Raw genomic sequence first — 18,346 nt, forward strand, 5'->3', positions numbered from 1 at the left:
CATCATATTCATGTATCTTTGTATAGAATTTGACTAATCATTATATGAAGAAGTACATGCTTGACATGAAGGTGACTGAAAACCGCCGCCTTCACAAAAATTACTGCCTGCTTAAACTAACATCTGATCAGATCTTGCCGGAAATGCTTCCGGGCCAGTTCGTACAGGTACGTGTGGATAACTCTCCTACAACATTTCTTCGTCGTCCCATCTCTATTAATTATGTGGACAGAGCGACAAATGAATTGTGGCTACTGATTCAATTGGTCGGTGACGGAACACGCCGGATGGCCGAATACAAGCCGGGTGATATTGTAAATATTATGTTGCCTTTGGGAAACAGTTTCACAACGCCTGCCGATAAAGGCGAAAAACTCCTGTTGATCGGTGGCGGGGTCGGTACAGCTCCGATGTTATACTTGGGGGCAGTCTTGAAGAATGTCGGATATACACCGACTTTCCTTTTGGGAGCCCGTTCGAAAGAGGATGTGTTACAATTGGAACAATTCGAACAGATCGGGACCGTATATGTTACAACTGAAGACGGTTCATTGGGCGAAAAAGGATATGTGACCAATCATTCCATATTGAAAGAAATTCATTTCGATCGGATTTACACTTGTGGACCTAAGCCGATGATGATGGCTGTGGCCAAATATGCGGACACTGTTTCCACCTCTTGTGAAGTCTCTCTTGAAAACACAATGGCTTGTGGTATAGGTGCTTGCCTGTGCTGTGTGGAAAAGACTAAGGATGAGCATCATGTGTGTGTGTGTACTGAAGGACCTGTATTTAATATAGAAAAATTGACATGGCTGAATTAAACGTAAACATAGGTAATTTACAATTGAAGAACCCGGTTATGACAGCATCGGGTACTTTCGGGTACGGTGTGGAATATTCCGATTTCATGGATATCTCCCGGTTGGGCGGTATCTTTGTGAAAGGTACAACTATCCAGCCACGTGAAGGTAATTTGTATCCCCGCATGGCGGAAACACCATCCGGAATGTTGAATGCAGTAGGCCTGCAAAACAAAGGCGCACAGTATTTTGTCGATCATATTTATCCGGATATTAAGGATATCGATACGAACATGATCGTCAATGTGAGCGGTTCATCTGTCGAAACGTATGTGGAATGTGCCGAAAAGATTGCCGAACTGGACAAAATTCCGGCTATCGAACTGAATATTTCCTGCCCGAACGTGAAGCAGGGAGGTATGGCATTCGGGGTAACGACTTGCGGGGCAAGTGAGGTTGTGAAGGCAGTCCGCAAGGTTTATCCGAAGACCCTTATTGTAAAACTTTCCCCTAATGTAACCGATATTACGGAGATTGCCCGGGCGGTAGAAGCTGAAGGGGCAGACTCCGTTTCACTGATCAACACGATGCTGGGAATGGCTATCGACACCGAGAAGCGTAAACCGGTATTATCTACAATAACCGGTGGCCTTTCCGGTCCCTGCGTAAAGCCGGTTGCCCTGCGGATGGTATGGCAGACATATAAGGCCGTGAAGATTCCTATTATCGGTTTGGGAGGTATTTCCAATTGGAAAGATGCAGTCGAATTTATGCTTGCAGGAGCAACAGCTATCCAGATCGGGACATATAATTTTGTTGATCCGACTGCCAGTATAAAGGTTATAGAGGGGATGGAAGACTATTGCAACAGGCATGGATTTTCATCTGTCCGGGAACTGATCGGTGCATTGGATGTATAGGAAAATTATATGAAAGAATCCCTTTGGGAGAAATAAAAGAAAGAAAAGTCTGTAAAACGTGTATAACAAGCCGTTTTACGGACTTTTTTATTGTATTTTTATCTATTCGAATTGTTATTATTCCAATTATTATTATATCTTTGCTCGTATATATAATAAACCTTGGATTTGTAATATCAAATTAATAATTTATAGAAGAAAAACATGAAGATCAGACTCCTTTTTTTGCTATGCTTGATGGCTGTATCAGCAGTGCTGAGAGCTAATGAGAAAACTGTAATACCCATTACAACCGACAATATTAGCCTTATTTATAAGGTTGATGACAGCAACGGGCGATTATATCAGTCCTATCTGGGGCAAAAGTTATCTTTTGACTCGGATATCGCACAGTTGCCGCTCGGGAATGAAGCGTATATAACACATGGAATGGAAGACTATTTCGAGCCTGCAATCCGTGTTTTACATAATGATGGAAATCCTTCTTTGCTTTTGAAGTATGTTTCCCACGAAAGCAAGCAACTTCAGCCGGGAGCGAATGAGACTGTGATTACACTGAAGGATGATAAATATCCTGTAGAAGTGAAGCTGCATTTCATTGCCTATCCGAAGGAAAATATTATTAAAGAATTTGCGGAAATATCCCATCAGGAGAAAAAGCCGGTAACCCTTTATAATTATGCTTCCTCTTTGCTTCATCTGAACAGCGGCAAGTATTTTCTGACCGAGTTTTCGGGAGATTGGGCGCACGAAGTGAACATGAAGGAAAGCGAGCTTTCTTTTGGGAAAAAGATGCTGGATACGAAATTGGGAAGCCGTGCCAATATGTTCTGTTCCCCGTTTTTCCTGCTTGCCCTGGATCGGAAAGCGGAAGAAAATGTGGGAGAAGTTTTGTTTGGAACAATCGGATGGACAGGTAATTACCGTTTCACTTTCGAAGTGGACAACGAAAACAGTTTACGTATTCTTTCCGGGATCAACCCGTATGCTTCGGAATATTCCCTGAAACCGAACGAGGTGTTCCGTACACCGGAATTTATATTCACGTACAGCGCGGAAGGAAAAGGAAAAGCCAGCCGCGATTTCCAACGCTGGGCACGTAGATATCAGTTGAAAGACGGTGAAAAGCCCCGTATGACCTTGCTGAATAACTGGGAAGCGACCTACTTTGACTTTAATGAAGACAAATTGATTGCGATTATGGACGAAGCTGCGACTTTAGGGGTAGATATGTTCCTGCTTGACGACGGCTGGTTTGCCAATAAGTATCCCCGTAGCAGTGACCATCAGGGATTGGGCGACTGGGAAGAGACAGTAACCAAGTTGCCTAACGGTATCGGAAAGTTGGTTAAGGAAGCGACGGATAAAGGTATAAAGTTCGGTTTGTGGATTGAACCTGAAATGGTAAATCCGAAGAGCGAACTGTATGAAAAACATAAGGATTGGGTGATTCATCTGCCTAACAGGGATGAATATTACTTTAGAAATCAGATGGTTCTGGATATGAGCAATCCGGAAGTGCAAGATTTTGTGTATGGCATTGTGGACGGTTTGATGACGAAATATCCGGGTATTGCCTATTTCAAATGGGATTGTAATAGTCCGATTACGAATATCTATTCTCCGTATTTGAAGAATCAGCAGTCTCATTTATATATCGAACACGTACGTGGTTTATATAATGTTTTGGAACGTATCAAGCAGAAATATCCAAACTTGCCGATGATGTTGTGTTCCGGTGGCGGTGGCCGTTGCGACTATGAAGCACTGAAATACTTTACCGAATTCTGGCCGAGTGACAATACCGAACCGGTGGAACGCATCTTTATTCAGTGGGGATATTCACACTTCTTCCCTGCAAAGAGCATGGCCGCCCACGTCACGAGTTGGGGAAAACAGCCAGTTAAGTTCCGTACGGATGTTGCCAGTATGTGTAAGTTAGGCTTTGATATCCGGATCAATGAAATGAGCCAGGCTGACCAGCAATATTGCAAGGAAGCTGTGGCAAACTTTAAACGTTTGAGCGACGTGATTCTGGATGGCGACCAGTATCGTCTGGCATCTCCTTATGAAAGCGAACACGCTGCCGTTATGTATGCGAATGAAAGTGCAAACAAGGCTGTTCTGTTTGCTTTCGATATGTATCCGAGATATGCAGAGATGATGCAACCCCTTCGTTTACAGGGATTGAAAAAAGATGCCCGTTATGAACTCAAGGAAATCAATCTGGTTCCGGGAACTAAGTCCAGACTGGAATGTAACGGCCGGACCTTCTCGGGTGAGTTTCTGATGAATGTGGGGATTCCGGTCTTTTCAAGCAGACCGACAAACAGCCACGTGATTGAAATCACGGAGGTCAAATAAAACAAATACCTGTAATTGCGTGTTGCAAAGCAATAGAGTATGTTTGAACAGATAAATGATATATTACAAAACACGGTTATTACTCCTTACACGGCAGCAGTCAAGTTACTGATCAGTTTCTTTTTGGGAGCAGTCATCGGGATAGAGCGTCAGTTCAGAAGACGGGAGGCCGGTATGCGTACCTTTACCCTTATTTGTATGGGTTCGACAGCCGCTATGCTGGTCTCTATCTGGATTCCGCAATGCTATCCCAACTTCCTGAACGGTGATCCGGGACGTATTGCAGCACAGGTGCTTTCAGGTATCGGTTTCCTGGGGGCTGGGGCGATCATCCAGAGTCACGGGAGTGTGCACGGGTTGACTACCGCTGCATGTATTTGGGTAATGGCAGTGATAGGTTTGGCAGTAGGAGCCGGGATGTATGTTCCGGCTGCTATTGCAACTGTCATAACACTGTTTATCTTGGTGAGCTTGGAACGATTGGAGAGAAGGATGTTTCTGAATGGAGTTAATAAGATTTTGACTATTACCTGTTCTACAGCGACACCCGACTTGAAAGTAATGCGTAAGATATTGGAAGACAAGGGCGTTTTCATCGTAAGTGTTTCCTTTGAGACTTTCTATCTGGACGACCGGTCTGTGATCACCTATAAAGTAAATGTGAAAGCTATCTCTTCTTATACAAACCTGTTCAATGAAATACGGAAATTGGGCATTGTTACACAAATCAGATTGATGGCATAAGCCATCAATCCAATTCTCCTTTCAGCATTCTTCCTGCGATGCGTGCAGCATCTTCAATAAACTTGCCACAGGGACGCTTCTGATAATATTCTTTTGTACGGGCAGACGGTGCCGGAGTTGTTGCTGCGGCATCTTCAGGCGGTAAAAGCCGACGGCAAATAACCGTTCCATGCTTTTCTTTAAACAGATCCGCCATTTTCTGTACTATCGCATAGTTTTTCGTACGGGCTTCCTGGTCATTAATATCCAAGACAGGATATTTGAAACCGGCCAGCATAGCCATTGCGCTGACAGTTCCGCAAATCTCACGCATGCGTCCTACGCCACCACCGAAAGAGACAGACATTTTCTTTGCCAACTCCATATCCAGTTCAAATACATCCGAATAGGCTAAAAACACAGACTGTGCACAGTTATATCCCGCTTCGAAGTTCCGGACTGCCTGGCTTGCACGTTCTTCGATATCAAAGTCTTTCATAATAATACCGTCTTGCATGCCTTAGCATTCGTAATCCACACAAGCTCTGTCTGCTTTCACCGGGCCTATAATACCTTTGGATACGGCAATATGTTCGGGATGGTTTGCATATGTGCAGACATCTTTCAAAGTGTCCAGCTCCGTAGTCAGGATAATATCCCATGTCTCTTCCGGATTCACATTGAAGTCAACACGAATCATGCGCAAAACATCGATTTTATCGATCAAAGCTTCCAAATTTGTTTTGATTTCCTGCATTTTAGCCTGTTTGTCGGCCGGAGTTGCAAACTCTTTCAGTTTAAACATTACGATGTGTCTGATCATTGTCTTATTAATTTAGTTACATTTTTTCATCCAAATATGAGTCTTTATAGCCGAGGAAATACAAGATACCGTCCAGTCCGATCGTAGAAATAGATTGTTTGGCGGTAGCTTTCACTTTCGGCTTGGCATGGAAAGCAATTCCCAGGCCGGCAATACTGATCATCGGCAGGTCGTTGGCCCCGTCACCTACGGCAACAGTTTGGCGGATATCTACATTCTCAACCTGTGCAATCAAACGAAGCAATTCGGCTTTCCGCTTGCCATCAACGATATCGCCTACGTATCGGCCTGTCAACTTTCCGTTCTCCACTTCCAGTTCATTAGCATATACATAGTCGATATTGTATTTCTGTTTCAAGTAATTACCAAAATAGGTGAATCCGCCGGAAAGGATCGCGATCTTGAAGCCGACCTTTTTCAGGATACGCATCAGCCGGTCAACCCCTTCTGTAATCGGCAGGTTTTCTGCAATTTCCTGCATGACGGACACATCCAATCCCTTCAGCAGCGCACAACGTTGACGGAAACTCTCGCAGAAATCGATCTCGCCCCGCATTGCCGCTTCCGTAATCGCCTTAACCTGGTCGCCGACACCGGCACGTATGGCCAATTCGTCTATTACTTCCGTTTCGATCAGCGTCGAATCCATATCGAAGCAGATCAGGCGGCGCATACGGCGGAACATACTTTCTTCCTGGAATGAAATATCCATTTCCTGTTCAGCCGAAAGTTTCATGAAGTCAGCTTTCATCTGCTCTTTATCCCGGGGAGTTCCCCGCACGGAGAATTCAACGCTTGCCTTAGGCGTACGGGCGTTCTCGTCCAGCGGAATACGTCCTGTCAGACGCTTGATGTCGTCGATGTTCATATCCTGGTCGGCAACAATACGGGTTACGCCGGCAATTTGACGGGCTGTCAGTTTCCGCCCCAGGATCGTTATGATGTACCGGTTCTTTCCTTGCATGGAAACCCATTGATTATAGGCATCTTCGGTAATCGGATTGAAGCGGATATTTACACCTAACTCATAGCTTTTGAAAAGTAATTCTTTCAATATATCTCCGGAATTTCCTTCACTGCTTTGAAATAAAATACCTAAAGACAAGTTATTATGGATGTCTGCCTGGCCTATATCCAGAATAACCGCGTTATTTTTGGCCAGTATCTCGGTAAGGGCAGCAGTTACCCCCGGACGATCCGTACCATTTATAGTTATCAGTATTATTTCGTCTTTTTGTTCCATATTTACTATATTTGTAAGGCAAAGGTACACAAGATATGTACAAAAACCGATTGTTTTGTAAACAAAATTCGCATATCCATTGTTATTCATTTAGACACATTATATTACTAACAGAACCTGGCAACCTTAAGAAGTCCTGACTGGCAGGCAAACAAAGATGAAGATTCAGTTTGAAATTAAGGAAAAATTGCCTGAAATTATTGCTGAAATAATGCATTCAGACAAATGGCAAACGAATGTCCTGGAAAAGATGAACGGCCTGGAGCGGGTAACGATCAAAGATTCTAACTACGATTCAGAGGCATGTATTGAAATCTGGAAGAATGAAATCCACATCCGGACGGCATGGTCCAATTACACCTATCGTATTTTTACCCGTGGAAATGCTGTTTGGTGTGAGTATATCGGGGCCTATCGTGGTTTACTCGAACAGCATCTTTTACCTTCTCTCACTCCTAAAATGAATATCCTGGATTCGGAAGTAACAGAAAGTTCTTTAACCGGAAACAAGAGGCAAACCTTGCGAACCTACAGTACGGAGAATCTGAAATTGAAAAACTTCCGTCGTGACAACTTCAAAGAAGAATACAACGTCGCTTCCCCGCAAGACCACCCGACAGTCGTATATGACGAATATATAAAGGAAGGGATGCCGATGCCTTCACCTTATAGTAAAGACAAATAAATACGGTAATCATGATAAAAGAGAAAGCGTCTTTCCTTTGAGGGGAAAGGCGCTTTCTTTTTTACCGGGGAATATGAGATTCTTATTTGTCTCCCTTAACAATACCGGCATCCGTGTCCATATTGTTCAGTCTCTTGTTGCCGCCTTTGTACTTGCGTCCGAATTCGAAATTCCAGGAGAAGGTAAGCAGGAGCATCCGGGATGCGGAGGTTGAGAAAGACTCCATTTTGTAAGGCGCATACCTGTTTCTGTTCTCGTCTTCGCGTTTATACAGGGAAGAGAACGGAAGCATGATGCCGGCGCCGGCTGTAAACTTACCCTGGTTGTACCGGAGCATAAATAAATGAATGTTTTCACCACCGTGCATTGTCTCTCCGACAAAGTTGTTTCTGGGACTTCCGATCTGGAACATCCCCATGAATTTCTTATACATCGCCATAACCGATGCCGTGTAATACAGGTTCGTATAGGTATGCCGGTAAGTCCGCCCGTCGCTGATAAAATGGTTGACGCCTCCGGTGATGTTGAACATCAGGATGTTTTTGATAGGGCCGAAACGCACGTTCAGGTCTCCGCTGACCTTTTGCCAACTATTCTGGTTGGCATACGTACGGATGAATTTATTGTTTTCAAAGAGTGTCTCTTCCATAATCATATCCGGGCTATACCAGTAATAGAGATTGATACCTCCGGTGAAAAGGCCTTTTTTATACTCGTAATTCAGGTAAGTGTTGTAGTTTATATAAGGAGTCAGATACGGATTACCGCGCCTGATCTGCAACGTGTCTATGATCTGTTCGATAGCACTTAGCTCTGACAGTGCCGGAGATGTGTTTCCGACGCTTCCGCCCAAACGGATAAATGTATTGTCCGTCATGTTGTATTGCAGGGACACCTTCGGACGGAATGAATAATATTGGTAACTGTCTTCACCTTCCTGTTTGAACCAGGAACGCGCAATGCCTACACCTCCCATGTAATTGAGTCTCTTCACTTTCCCGCTAAATTCGGCAAACAGGTATGTTTCCGATTGCTTCATCCGGGTATTTCCGCCGACTGTCCCCGCATAAGTATTGTCCGTCCAGGCCTGCGAATGCTTCACCCCGCTGCTCAAACGTCCGAAATCCCAGTTCTTTTCATATATCCCTTCACCGATCAGAGAATATTTCTTTCCGAGAACATTGGAAAGGACATCCGATAAGACTTCTTCTTCCTCTTTCTCTGTATAATTCTGATTAGCATCCGTGTTGATATAAGTTCCTACAATGTTGGCTGTTATGGTCTGTTTGTTTTTCAACGTGCGCATGTAGTATAAATCGAGCGACGGCAAATGAGACCTGCTTTCTCCACCACTTCTGACATCCGTTATTTGTTCCGGCGTCCGTTTCTCGTACAGCAAGCTGTGCGACTTCTTTCTCTCTTTTGTGAAGGAATAGCGTAATGTCGCGTTGAAGTAATACTTATCAGCTTCTACAAGACTGTAATTCAGAGATGTATTGTGAGTTGTTTCCATTATATAGGTAGGAATACCATTTAGCACACGCTGCATGTTCATTCCGTCGCCGAAGTTATAGGTTTCCAAGGCTTCTTTCCTCGCATTAAAGTTCCGGTAGCGGGTCGAGTATTGCAGGCCGAACTCCGATTTCTTATGATTCAGCCGGACAGCGACCTGGTCGTCTCCAAAGACCGTGACAGGCGAGTTGGACAGGTTCATATTGACACTTCCCCCTGTCATTTCCCGTTTTACGATATAATCCAGTACGGCAGCCACATTCCCATATCTGACACCCGGATTGTCGTGATATTCGACCCGGATAATCTCTTTCGGCGACAAGGCCTGTACATCAAGCGCTTCCACCTTGATGCCATTGATGCAGAACTGAATATCCCCTTCGTCGGCTTTCACCTCGTTTGTCAGTGGGTTTACCTGGAGCCGCGGGAGCATCATAGTACTGAGCAGGTTGATACCGTTCGTCGCATTTTGCTTTTGCTGATCGGTGGGAAAGGCAATCCGGCGGTCTGAATAGGAGCGGACGGCGGAGGCCTTTATGGTTACTTCTTCTAATGCGACGGAAGACGGTTGAAGCAGCACCTTGCCCAGATCGATGCTTTTGGCTATACCTAAGATTGAAACATAGGTCGTCTCATATCCCAAATAGGAAACAACGAGGCGATAGTCTCCGGGTTTTATCTTTTCAAGGCGGAAAGCGCCTTTTTCATTACTGTTGGTTCCTGCGATAAAAGCAGAATCCAGTGTTTGAAGAACGATATTGGCGAACTCGACAGGCTGGCTATCTCCGGCGTCTCTGATTTCTCCTTTGATTTGTATTTGCTGACTGTGTATCCCTACGGAAAAGAGCATAAGAATAGCAGCTATAATGATAGTCTTCATTACAGTATGTGTTTATGAGATTAATAAATAGAAAAGTTTAAGAATACGAGGAAGGAGGGAGGAATATTATTCCTCCCAGATCACCTGTCCGTTGAGTATGACGGCTTTAAGATTAGGAATGTGGATATTGAATGTCAGGTCTTTATTATCTGTACCCTGTGGCTTGGCTATCAGGATTGTATCGCCGCTGACCAGCAAATCGGGCAGGTAGTGCCTGTATCCTTTATAATACAGGTAGCTTCGGCCGGTAACAGCCATCATCTCCCGTTCCGGGAAGTAGGATGTCTTTTCCGTATTGATCAATACTTGCTTTGCCGTTAAGTCGGGATTCTCAATCCTGATAATCCGGTACTGATCGGATATCCTCGTATAAGACTTGTAGCCCAGGCAGGCGTAGGCCGTCCAGACAAAGAGCGGGAACACGTATAACAGGGCGAACAGCAGGATTAAATATAGATTACTTCTTTTCATGATTGCCAGTGTTTAATGTAGATGAATATTGATCGTATGCATTTGTCAGCTCTTTCAGCTCGACGCCCAGGAGGTGCATTTCTTTAAAGACCGCCGGAAGAACTTCCTCTATGAACTGGTTATGTCGCATCCGCCGTATCTCTTTTTCTGCATCAGGCGAGATAAAATAGCCGATGCCCCTTTTGTTGTAGATGATTTCGTTCGCCTGCAGACGTTCGTACGAGCGCATGACCGTGTTCGGGTTCACCTCCATTTCGAGCGCCAGCTCCCGGACGGACGGTATACGGGCTTCGGCCTGATACTCGCCACTCAGCACCCGGTCGCAGATTCGGTCGGCTATCTGGATGAATATGGATTGATTCGTATTGTAGTTCATCTGATTTCCTTTTCTTTAAGTTTGAGATAAGCGATATAAAGTATGCCGAGAGTGGCTGCATAGAAAGCGACAGCATGGTACTGGACCAGGAAATTGATCATATAATACATCGGAGTCATCTCCATAAAAACACCCTGCTGCGGGCCAAATCCGTTCATAACAAACTTCGTAATGATGTAGACCGTACCTCCCAACAATATAGCGTAAGCCAATATGGCTATGAGAAAAGCGTATTTCCGGAAAGCAACATAAGACAGAAAGACAATAGAGGAGAGGAAAGCAAGGATCGGCAAGGAGACTTTGAAAGCATTCATCACTCCCGAAAAACTAATGACGGAATAACCGGTTATCGCCAGAGACACAGCGTAGAACGACGGCCATAACATCACGTGAAAGAGAGCTATCAACAGGAATCCTTCCACAAGCAACGTCACGAATTTCTCTATTGTATTAGCCGGAAGCGTCAGATACAGCCCTTTGGAGCTGTGTACCTTTTTCCCTGCATAGCGGCAGAAGTAAATGAAATAGCAAAACAGTCCGATGCCATAAAAGAAATACTGCTTCCTGGTAAATTCCTTCATTGTCGTATCACCTGACGTAAGCAGGAAGAAGACGATGAGAGCCACAAGAAAGGCGCCTATGGCAAAGACCGCTTGCGATTTGTGTTCTATCCAGTCTGCACGCAGCAGCAGTTTAATTCGTTGTAAACTAATCTTATCGTTCATGGTTGTATGTGGTGTTTATCGGTTGAACATGCTTTTGATTTTCTCAGGATGCAGAGTCGCTGCATTAAACAAGAGTTCCAGGGAGACAGGCGTCTCTTCACCTTTCGTGTTTTCGCCTACGCCCATGAGTCCGAACGGAGTCTGGTTCTGGAAGAGAACCGTTTCTTCCGGACTGACGAGGCGGAAGAAGAGTTTCCGGCCGATTTCGTTTAACGGACTGTTCAGTATTACTTTCTTGTTATCCAGGATCAGTACCGCGTCTATCAGACTTTCCAGATCACGCACCTGGTGAGTCGAGATGATAACCGTCTGTTGCTCATTCGTAAACGAGGCCAACAGCTTGCGGAACACGTCTTTGGAAGGGATGTCCAGCCCGTTGGTCGGTTCGTCCATCAGCAGGAGTGGAGTATGGACGGCAAGCGCCAGCGTGATAGCGACTTTTTTCCGCTGTCCCTGCGACATCTTATTGAGGCGGGCAGAGAAATCCACTTCGAACGATTCGAAACAGGCTTTCAGGATATCGTCGCTGAAAGTAGGGTAGAAGGGAGCATACATCCGGACATACTGCATGGCCGTCACATCCGGCATATTGATTTCTTCCGGCAGTAGGAATAGCTTTTGCAGCAGTCCGGCGTTCCGCTCTGCCGGATTCTGGCCGAACACCTGGCAGATGCCTTTATTCAGGAAAAGTTGTCCGCTCAGGATATTTAGCAATGTAGTCTTCCCTTCGCCGTTCTTTCCCAACAGACCATAGATGCAACCCGGCTGGATGTCCAGGTCAACCCCGTCGAGGACAGGATTATTTCGTTTGTAGCTGAGACTTGCCTCTTTTAATGTAATCATATGCTTGCTCTTTTAGTGTATTAGTTTATTAGTACACTGCAAATGTAATACTATTTATTAAGCAAACAAGAGAAAAGGGTAAATATTTTATGTGAAAAAGAAAAACTTATACCTATAATATATAATGTAGACTACAGTGCAAAAAAAGTTTCATGGGCATGGAACTAAAGTTTCTCCTGCATGAAACTAAAGTTTCCTCCTGATAGAACTAAAGTTTCACCTTGACGAAACAGGTGAAACTATATGAGAAAGCCGAAACGTTCCGGGCAACGAACAGCCAAATGATAGGGATGGAGTGTGAAATATAGTTAATGGTATGCTATAAAACATTCTATTTGCGTTCTTTTGATGCAATAAAACATATAAAAAATCTTGCAATTAAGCAGAAAAGTGTTATATAGTTTGGCTCGTAAGAGCTTTTACCTGTATATTTGCAACCGTTAAGAACAAGAAAGCGATTCCTTAGCGAAGGTGAAGCCCTTGTTTATTCCTGAAAATCAGGAGTCGGAGCGAGTAGTTTCTGCAACACTCCGATTAAGTTTAACATAAATATGATGATATGAAGGTAAGAGCTTATGTTCTCCTTGTTGCGGTTGCGCTGTTCGCAGTATCAGCCGGAACTAAAAACGCAAAGCCAACAGTCGGTTTAAACCCTGGTGACTTTGCTCCGAGAATAGAGTCTTTAGGAAACGAAACGAGTTTCAGTTTCCAAAATCATTCAGGACGTTACACATTGCTGAATTTCTGGGCAGCTTACGATGCTGAATCGCGGGCCCGTAACGTTCAATTATGGAATGAAGTTAACAAGTTGAGTTCAGGTAAGATTGCGATGTATTCGATCTCTTTGGACGAGAAAGAATCCATTTTTACCGAGACGGTAAAAGCCGACAAATTGGAAGGCACGATGCAATTTCATGAAGGACTTGGCAGAAAGTCAGAGTTGTTTGGGAAGTATAACCTGCAAAAGGGATTCCGTAACTTCCTGATAGACGATAAGGGTGTTATCATCGCCGCCAATGTGACCCCGGAAGATCTGACAAATGTATTGAAGAAGATTTAATCAGTTAGATTATTATTAGAAAAAGGCTGGTCCGGTAACGGGTCAGCCTTTTTTATGCTTTGGTATTTGAATAGTCAGTGATTTCTATTTGTTTTCGGTTTAAAAAACGTATTTTTGCAGTAGTATAAAAACGCTCGATATTACCAACAATAGTATGCCTTATAAATACTCATTCCAGTTAGTAGCTGTAGTGATACTTTTGCTAACCTTCATATCATGTGGTCCTCCGGCTGATTCATCGAAGGAAAAACATATACTCGTAATTCAATCTTACGAAAAACATTTTTCTGCCTACAAGGAAATGAAGAAGGTTCTATCCGATGATTTGCATAAAAGGCGTGTACGGGCAAGTATATACTCTTTCTATCTGGACTGCGAGCAGTTCACTGAAAAGCAACAAAGGCAGAAGACATTTGACAAACTGAACGAATTGTCTTCCTGGAAACCGGATATCATCCTTGTCAATGATGACCAAGCCTTGAATGCATTGATAACGTGCGAACATCCGTTTGTCAAATCGATACCGGTAGTTTTCATGGGAATCAATTATCCCAATATATCTTTTATTGAAAAACACCCGAATATCACAGGCTTTAGCGACAAACCGGACTACCGGACCAATATAAAATTGATACAGCAATTAATAGGCAATTGCATCATTATAAGAGTTGCCGATGATACTTTCGCTGACAATATGATTTTGGCGGATATGAATGAGCAGATAAAAGGCTTGTGCGCCTCAAACAATATCTTTTCGACAGACAGAGTCCGTTTGTCCGGTAAAAACGGCATCTCGATAACGAATATTCCTAAGATAAAGCCAGACTCAATATATATCAGCACACTCAATGCGAAATCGGCTCATGCGCTAATCAAGGGGTTCGGCGAAAACTATTACAACAAAGCTTACCTGGCGACAAAGAGGGATTATATGACGATTTCCCTGGGACGGCTCAGTGCTTTTCCTTGTTTTACTGTTATGAATGAGCTAATAGGCTGTAATAATGGTATTGTAGGTGGATATCTGGCTACATTAGAGGAGCAGACACACGAAGCCGCCGGTCGGATTACTGATATTCTGAATGGAGTTCCTTTGTCAGAGTTCCCTCAAATCCAACAAAGCAAGAAGTCATATGTGTTTGACTATGATGTGCTGAGTAAATGGGGTATTAACTTATCACAACTACCTGACGATGCCATCATTCTTAATATGCCACTGACTGTGCGTTATAAAATATTCATTTCTATTCTTGCAGTTATTTTCGGTATTCTGTTGCTGGCTGTCTTTATCTACCAGCGCAAGCAATACAGGCGGGAAGCGCAACACAAGAAAGAAGCCCAGGAAAAACTACGTCAGGAGAAAGCCTTTCTTTCTTTTGCTTTGGAGAGTGGAAATATCTTTGCTTTCCGGTATAAGAATGGTATTTTTGAGTTTGATAACGAATTCTACCATTCCTTGGGTATTCCTCCAATACCAATTACAGCTGATGAGTTCCAAGAAACCATCCATCCTGATGATCAGGAGGAATTTATAGTAAACCGGGGGAAATTGGACACAGGTTTTCCTGCCCGGCAGATAACGCGCCGACGTTATGACTTTAACGGAAAGGGCCATGAATGGTGGGAGTTCCGCTATGCACAAAATAAAAACATAGAAGGTTTCTCCTCAAATGACAATTCAGTGGTGGTAAGTGGCTTGTGCCTGAATATCCAGCAGATTAAGAATACAGAGAACAATCTTATTCAAGCCCGCCATAAAGCGGAAGAGTCGGACCGGATGAAATCTGTTTTCCTGGCCAATATGAGCCATGAGATACGGACGCCGCTTAACGCTATCGTCGGTTTCTCGCAGCTGCTCAATTCTGACGTGTCGTTAGAGCCGGAAGAGAAAGTCGAATTCCTCGATCTGATAAGTAAGAACAGCGACTTGTTATTGAAATTAATCAGCGACATCCTGGATTTGTCGCGCATCGAATCCGGATGCCTGTCTTTTTCGTATGAGAACATAGACTTAAGCAAACTGATAGAAGATGTCCACCATACTCACCGGCTGATGATGCCGGAAGGCGTAGAGCTGCGGATGCAGGTGCCTGATGTGCCGGCCATTATTCATACGGACCGTTTGCGCCTGACACAAGTTTGTACGAACTTTATTAATAATGCGAGAAAATTTACCACGCAGGGATACATCGAGATTAAATACGAACTGAGTAAGGACAGCCGGTTCATCCTTCTTTCCGTATCAGATACCGGCAAAGGTATTCCTGAAGAAAAGAAGGCGTTGGTTTTTGAACGTTTCCAGAAACTGGACGAGTTTGCACAGGGAACCGGTTTGGGCTTGGCAATCTGCCTAAGTATTATCAAAACCTTTGGTGGCAATATATCGTTGGAATCTACAATCGGAAAAGGTAGCACATTCACGATTGCGCTGCCATACACTCCTGGATTGGAGATATCTGAAAATTAATTCTCAATAATACGGTTGTTCTCAGCCGCTTCTTTTTGCCATTGCGGAACAATAGTCTTCAGGAATTGGTCTTTGGCGATCCGTTCGGCTTCTATATCGAGGCCGATATACCGTTGCGCCTTTTCTTTAGTGGAAAGGTCAGGCATAGGGACTTCCCCTGTGTAACCTTGGCGCATCAGTATTTTCATAATCAGAATGCGGGCCTGTGTTGCCTTATCGAATCCGTCGCTCAAAATGCGCATCACTTCCTGGGGAGCATGAAAGGCCGCCCCGTGGGAGGTTACTCCGAAATCCCAGCGCCATTGTGCCTGGCGAAGCAATTTCAATACATTCTCCATCTGCTGCTCCGTCGCTCCTTTGTCCCAGGCAAACTGAGCTTCGATATGAGCTTTTGTCAGTTCTTCTTCCAAGCGGTTGCGAAGGGAGAGTACTTTATTCTGCCGATCGTAGACATTATTTCGCAGCGTTTCCTCGCTTTCCCTGTGGCAAGCTTGGCAGGTACGGTCAATCATTGCCAACGGGCTTTGAATATGATGATCGTTATACCGGTTTCCACCTTCTCCAACAGCCGGCATGTGGCATTCACCGCAGGAAACACCCCGTTGGGCGTGAATACCCATTTGCGCCAGTTCATAATCTGGATGCTGGGCCTTTAATAAAGGCGTCCGGCTTAATTTATGGGTAAAGTCGGAGAAATGTATGCTGTCGTAATAGGCTTCTATGTTTTCTACCGTGTAGCCCCGGTCCCAAGGCAAAGTCAGCACACGCTCTTCTCCATGAAAATAATATTCGGCATGACACTGTGCACAGACGAGGGAGCGCATCTCCTGATCGGTTGCGTCTTCAATATGCTGTCCTTTACGGGAATAGGCTTCGGTCAGAAAGGAACGGGTGATACGCAAGCTCATACTTTCCTGTTCGTGACAGTCGGCGCAGCCAATCGGGTTGACGACTTCACTTCCCAGTTCGGCCCATTTCTTTTTATAGAGCGTCTTAGCGTCAGTCCTCGTCAACAAGCGTGGAATATCCGGGCTTTTACAAGCCCAGCAGGCTGCCGGCTGTGGTCCGCTTTTGCTGTCCATAGGCGCACCTGTGCGCAGGCTGTTGTAAACATCTTCTATGGCATACATATGTCCTCTGGGTGTTGCATAATCTTTTGAGAAGGCATATCCGGCCCACAAAATAACCATCCGGGGGCGCATAGCTAAAATATCCACCTGCTGGTTCCCGTTAAATAAACTTTGGAAAGTTGTGTCGGTTGTATTTTTCCAGGTTTGATACTCGTTTGAATAACGCAGGTCCATAGATTCGTTAGAAAAGAGGTCAACGTTATCTAACTCTTGGTCTTCATCAGTATCATCAATAAACTTTATTCCGTCTTGATGATGTAATGTTCTACCGAAAACAATTACAACAACAATCGTAACAATACCTATAATTGTGAATATTTTATATCGTAACTTCAATGTCTTTTACCCTTAAGTTATATAATAAGTGTCTTTTATGGGCTGCTAATATATGAAAAATTTCCTTATAACGACCGATGAAGTCTGAACAAAAGAAAAAACAGATTGTTTACTACCATATAAAGCAAAGTATTTATTGAATAATCTAAAAAAACATGAAAAGTATGATACCGTATGCAGAACCGGAGAGTGGCAAGATAGCCTTGATTCAAGAAATATTGGATATTAATGACATCCAGGATATAGATTTATTACATAAGTTCCGTGAAGAGTTTATGAATGCTCAAGACAATACGGTAAGAGGGGAAGAGCTTTCACCCGATAATCATTGGGGATAAACACAAGAATGAGGCAAATTATACAATAACCCTCTTTTTGGGCGTTTTTCTATTTCGTCCGAAATCTTGATCCATTTTAGATTGACTCTTTTCACGGTTTTAATCTTCTTTACTGACAACAGATGGAGTGAGGTGCGCAGGTTGTCTGAAAAAGCGTACAATTTGATTACCGAAAACAGAAAATGTCGGCAAAGTGATAAAGCTTAACTCCCGGAGAATCGAATATTTGAAAATAAAACGGACGGCGTTCCAAATATCTCAAGGAAATTCAGGTGCTTTTTTGCCATGAAAACCGTCCTCTTTTCAATTACGACCGTCCTAATCTCCATTACGACCGTGCTAATCTTCGCGAGCTGCCGAGTGCACTACACATTAGCACGGTCGCAATGGAGATTAGGACGGTCGTAATGACTAAAAACGCTCAAAAAAGGAGAAAAAGTCCCTTTTTGAGGTCGAAAAAGTGGATTAACATTTGTTTTGTTTCGGATGTCTTTTGAGGCTGAAAAATGCGTTTTTTACAATAAGCCCCCTGCCACAGGCTCTCTCTTTTGCCAAATAAAGAACTCCTGATGGCTCACCCCGAAAAGTTGTGGAGAAAGCAAAAAATAATTATTTTTGCTCAATGGAAACAGGTTACGAACTATTCT

General features: G+C 43.9%; 16 protein-coding genes and 1 pseudogene. 8 read left to right on the plus strand and 9 right to left on the minus strand.

Going from position 1 to position 18,346, the window contains the following annotated elements; genetic code table 11:
* The first annotated feature begins 44 nt into the window (after window positions 1-44).
* The 4 genes from DWU89_RS07420 to DWU89_RS07435 all read left to right on the plus strand — a co-directional run bounded on the left by DWU89_RS07420 (window position 45) and on the right by DWU89_RS07435 (window position 4,831).
* Complete coding sequence (locus DWU89_RS07420) at window positions 45-824, plus strand: dihydroorotate dehydrogenase electron transfer subunit (protein WP_115499009.1); 780 nt, start codon at window positions 45-47, stop codon at window positions 822-824.
* Window positions 812-1,723, plus strand: a complete 912-nt coding sequence (locus DWU89_RS07425; protein WP_115499010.1) for a dihydroorotate dehydrogenase — start codon at window positions 812-814, stop codon at window positions 1,721-1,723. The genes DWU89_RS07420 and DWU89_RS07425 overlap by 13 nt, the downstream gene beginning before the upstream one ends.
* A gap of 204 nt (window positions 1,724-1,927) precedes the next feature.
* Entirely contained in the window at window positions 1,928-4,087 is a 2,160-nt protein-coding gene (locus tag DWU89_RS07430) for an alpha-galactosidase (RefSeq protein ID WP_115499011.1), read from the plus strand.
* Between the two features lie 39 nt (window positions 4,088-4,126).
* Window positions 4,127-4,831, plus strand: a complete 705-nt coding sequence (locus DWU89_RS07435) for an MgtC/SapB family protein (RefSeq protein WP_115499012.1) — start codon at window positions 4,127-4,129, stop codon at window positions 4,829-4,831.
* Window positions 4,832-4,835: 4 nt separating this feature from the next.
* Here the strand turns inward: DWU89_RS07435 and DWU89_RS07440 are convergent, their stop codons facing one another.
* The 3 genes from DWU89_RS07440 to serB are packed head-to-tail and all read right to left on the minus strand — an operon-like array spanning window position 4,836 to window position 6,876.
* Window positions 4,836-5,309, minus strand: coding sequence for a C-GCAxxG-C-C family protein (locus DWU89_RS07440; protein ID WP_115499028.1), 474 nt, complete (start codon window positions 5,307-5,309; stop codon window positions 4,836-4,838).
* Between the two features lie 21 nt (window positions 5,310-5,330).
* Window positions 5,331-5,633 carry a Dabb family protein gene (locus tag DWU89_RS07445; RefSeq protein WP_115499013.1) on the minus strand — a complete coding sequence of 101 codons (303 nt, stop codon included), beginning with the start codon at window positions 5,631-5,633 and terminating at the stop codon, window positions 5,331-5,333.
* Between the two features lie 16 nt (window positions 5,634-5,649).
* Window positions 5,650-6,876, minus strand: a complete 1,227-nt coding sequence (gene serB, locus DWU89_RS07450) for a phosphoserine phosphatase SerB (protein ID WP_115499029.1) — start codon at window positions 6,874-6,876, stop codon at window positions 5,650-5,652.
* 157 nt (window positions 6,877-7,033) lie between these two features.
* Here serB and DWU89_RS07455 point away from each other — a divergent pair, with 157 nt between their 5' ends.
* On the plus strand, window positions 7,034-7,561 hold the full coding sequence (locus tag DWU89_RS07455) for a hypothetical protein (RefSeq protein WP_115499014.1): 528 nt from the start codon (window positions 7,034-7,036) through the stop codon (window positions 7,559-7,561).
* A gap of 82 nt (window positions 7,562-7,643) precedes the next feature.
* Here the strand turns inward: DWU89_RS07455 and DWU89_RS07460 are convergent, their stop codons facing one another.
* The 5 genes from DWU89_RS07460 to DWU89_RS07480 form a co-directional block, all read right to left on the minus strand.
* A complete protein-coding gene (locus tag DWU89_RS07460) occupies window positions 7,644-9,953 on the minus strand; it encodes a TonB-dependent receptor (protein ID WP_115499015.1) in 2,310 nt (769 codons plus the stop codon).
* A gap of 66 nt (window positions 9,954-10,019) precedes the next feature.
* The gene (locus DWU89_RS07465) at window positions 10,020-10,424 is read right to left on the minus strand and encodes a hypothetical protein (RefSeq protein ID WP_115499016.1); all 405 of its coding nucleotides are present in this window, start codon (window positions 10,422-10,424) and stop codon (window positions 10,020-10,022) included.
* Window positions 10,411-10,800: a GntR family transcriptional regulator gene (locus DWU89_RS07470; protein WP_115499017.1), complete on the minus strand. Its 390-nt coding sequence runs from the start codon at window positions 10,798-10,800 to the stop codon at window positions 10,411-10,413. The genes DWU89_RS07465 and DWU89_RS07470 overlap by 14 nt, the downstream gene beginning before the upstream one ends.
* Entirely contained in the window at window positions 10,797-11,525 is a 729-nt protein-coding gene (locus DWU89_RS07475) for a hypothetical protein (protein WP_115499018.1), read from the minus strand. Before DWU89_RS07475 ends, DWU89_RS07470 begins: the two co-directional genes overlap by 4 nt.
* A gap of 15 nt (window positions 11,526-11,540) precedes the next feature.
* On the minus strand, window positions 11,541-12,368 hold the full coding sequence (locus DWU89_RS07480; protein WP_115499019.1) for an ABC transporter ATP-binding protein: 828 nt from the start codon (window positions 12,366-12,368) through the stop codon (window positions 11,541-11,543).
* A gap of 559 nt (window positions 12,369-12,927) precedes the next feature.
* Between DWU89_RS07480 and DWU89_RS07485 the strand changes: the two genes are divergently transcribed.
* Entirely contained in the window at window positions 12,928-13,428 is a 501-nt protein-coding gene (locus DWU89_RS07485) for a thioredoxin family protein (RefSeq protein WP_115499020.1), read from the plus strand.
* 154 nt (window positions 13,429-13,582) lie between these two features.
* On the plus strand, window positions 13,583-15,895 hold the full coding sequence (locus DWU89_RS07490; RefSeq protein ID WP_115499021.1) for a sensor histidine kinase: 2,313 nt from the start codon (window positions 13,583-13,585) through the stop codon (window positions 15,893-15,895).
* On the opposite strand, the pseudogene nrfA reads toward DWU89_RS07490, so the two are convergent.
* A pseudogene (gene nrfA, locus DWU89_RS07495) lies at window positions 15,892-17,283 on the minus strand (ammonia-forming cytochrome c nitrite reductase); the annotation flags it as partial. The gene DWU89_RS07490 and the pseudogene nrfA overlap by 4 nt on opposite strands.
* A gap of 233 nt (window positions 17,284-17,516) precedes the next feature.
* On the opposite strand from nrfA, the gene DWU89_RS07500 reads away from it, so the two are divergent.
* Window positions 17,517-17,699 (plus strand): hypothetical protein, encoded by a 183-nt coding sequence (locus DWU89_RS07500; protein ID WP_115499023.1) that lies wholly within the window; start codon window positions 17,517-17,519, stop codon window positions 17,697-17,699.
* The last annotated feature ends 647 nt before the right edge of the window (window positions 17,700-18,346 follow it).

The organism is Parabacteroides acidifaciens, from assembly GCF_003363715.1.
GTDB classification, from domain to species: Bacteria; Bacteroidota; Bacteroidia; order Bacteroidales; family Tannerellaceae; genus Parabacteroides; species Parabacteroides acidifaciens.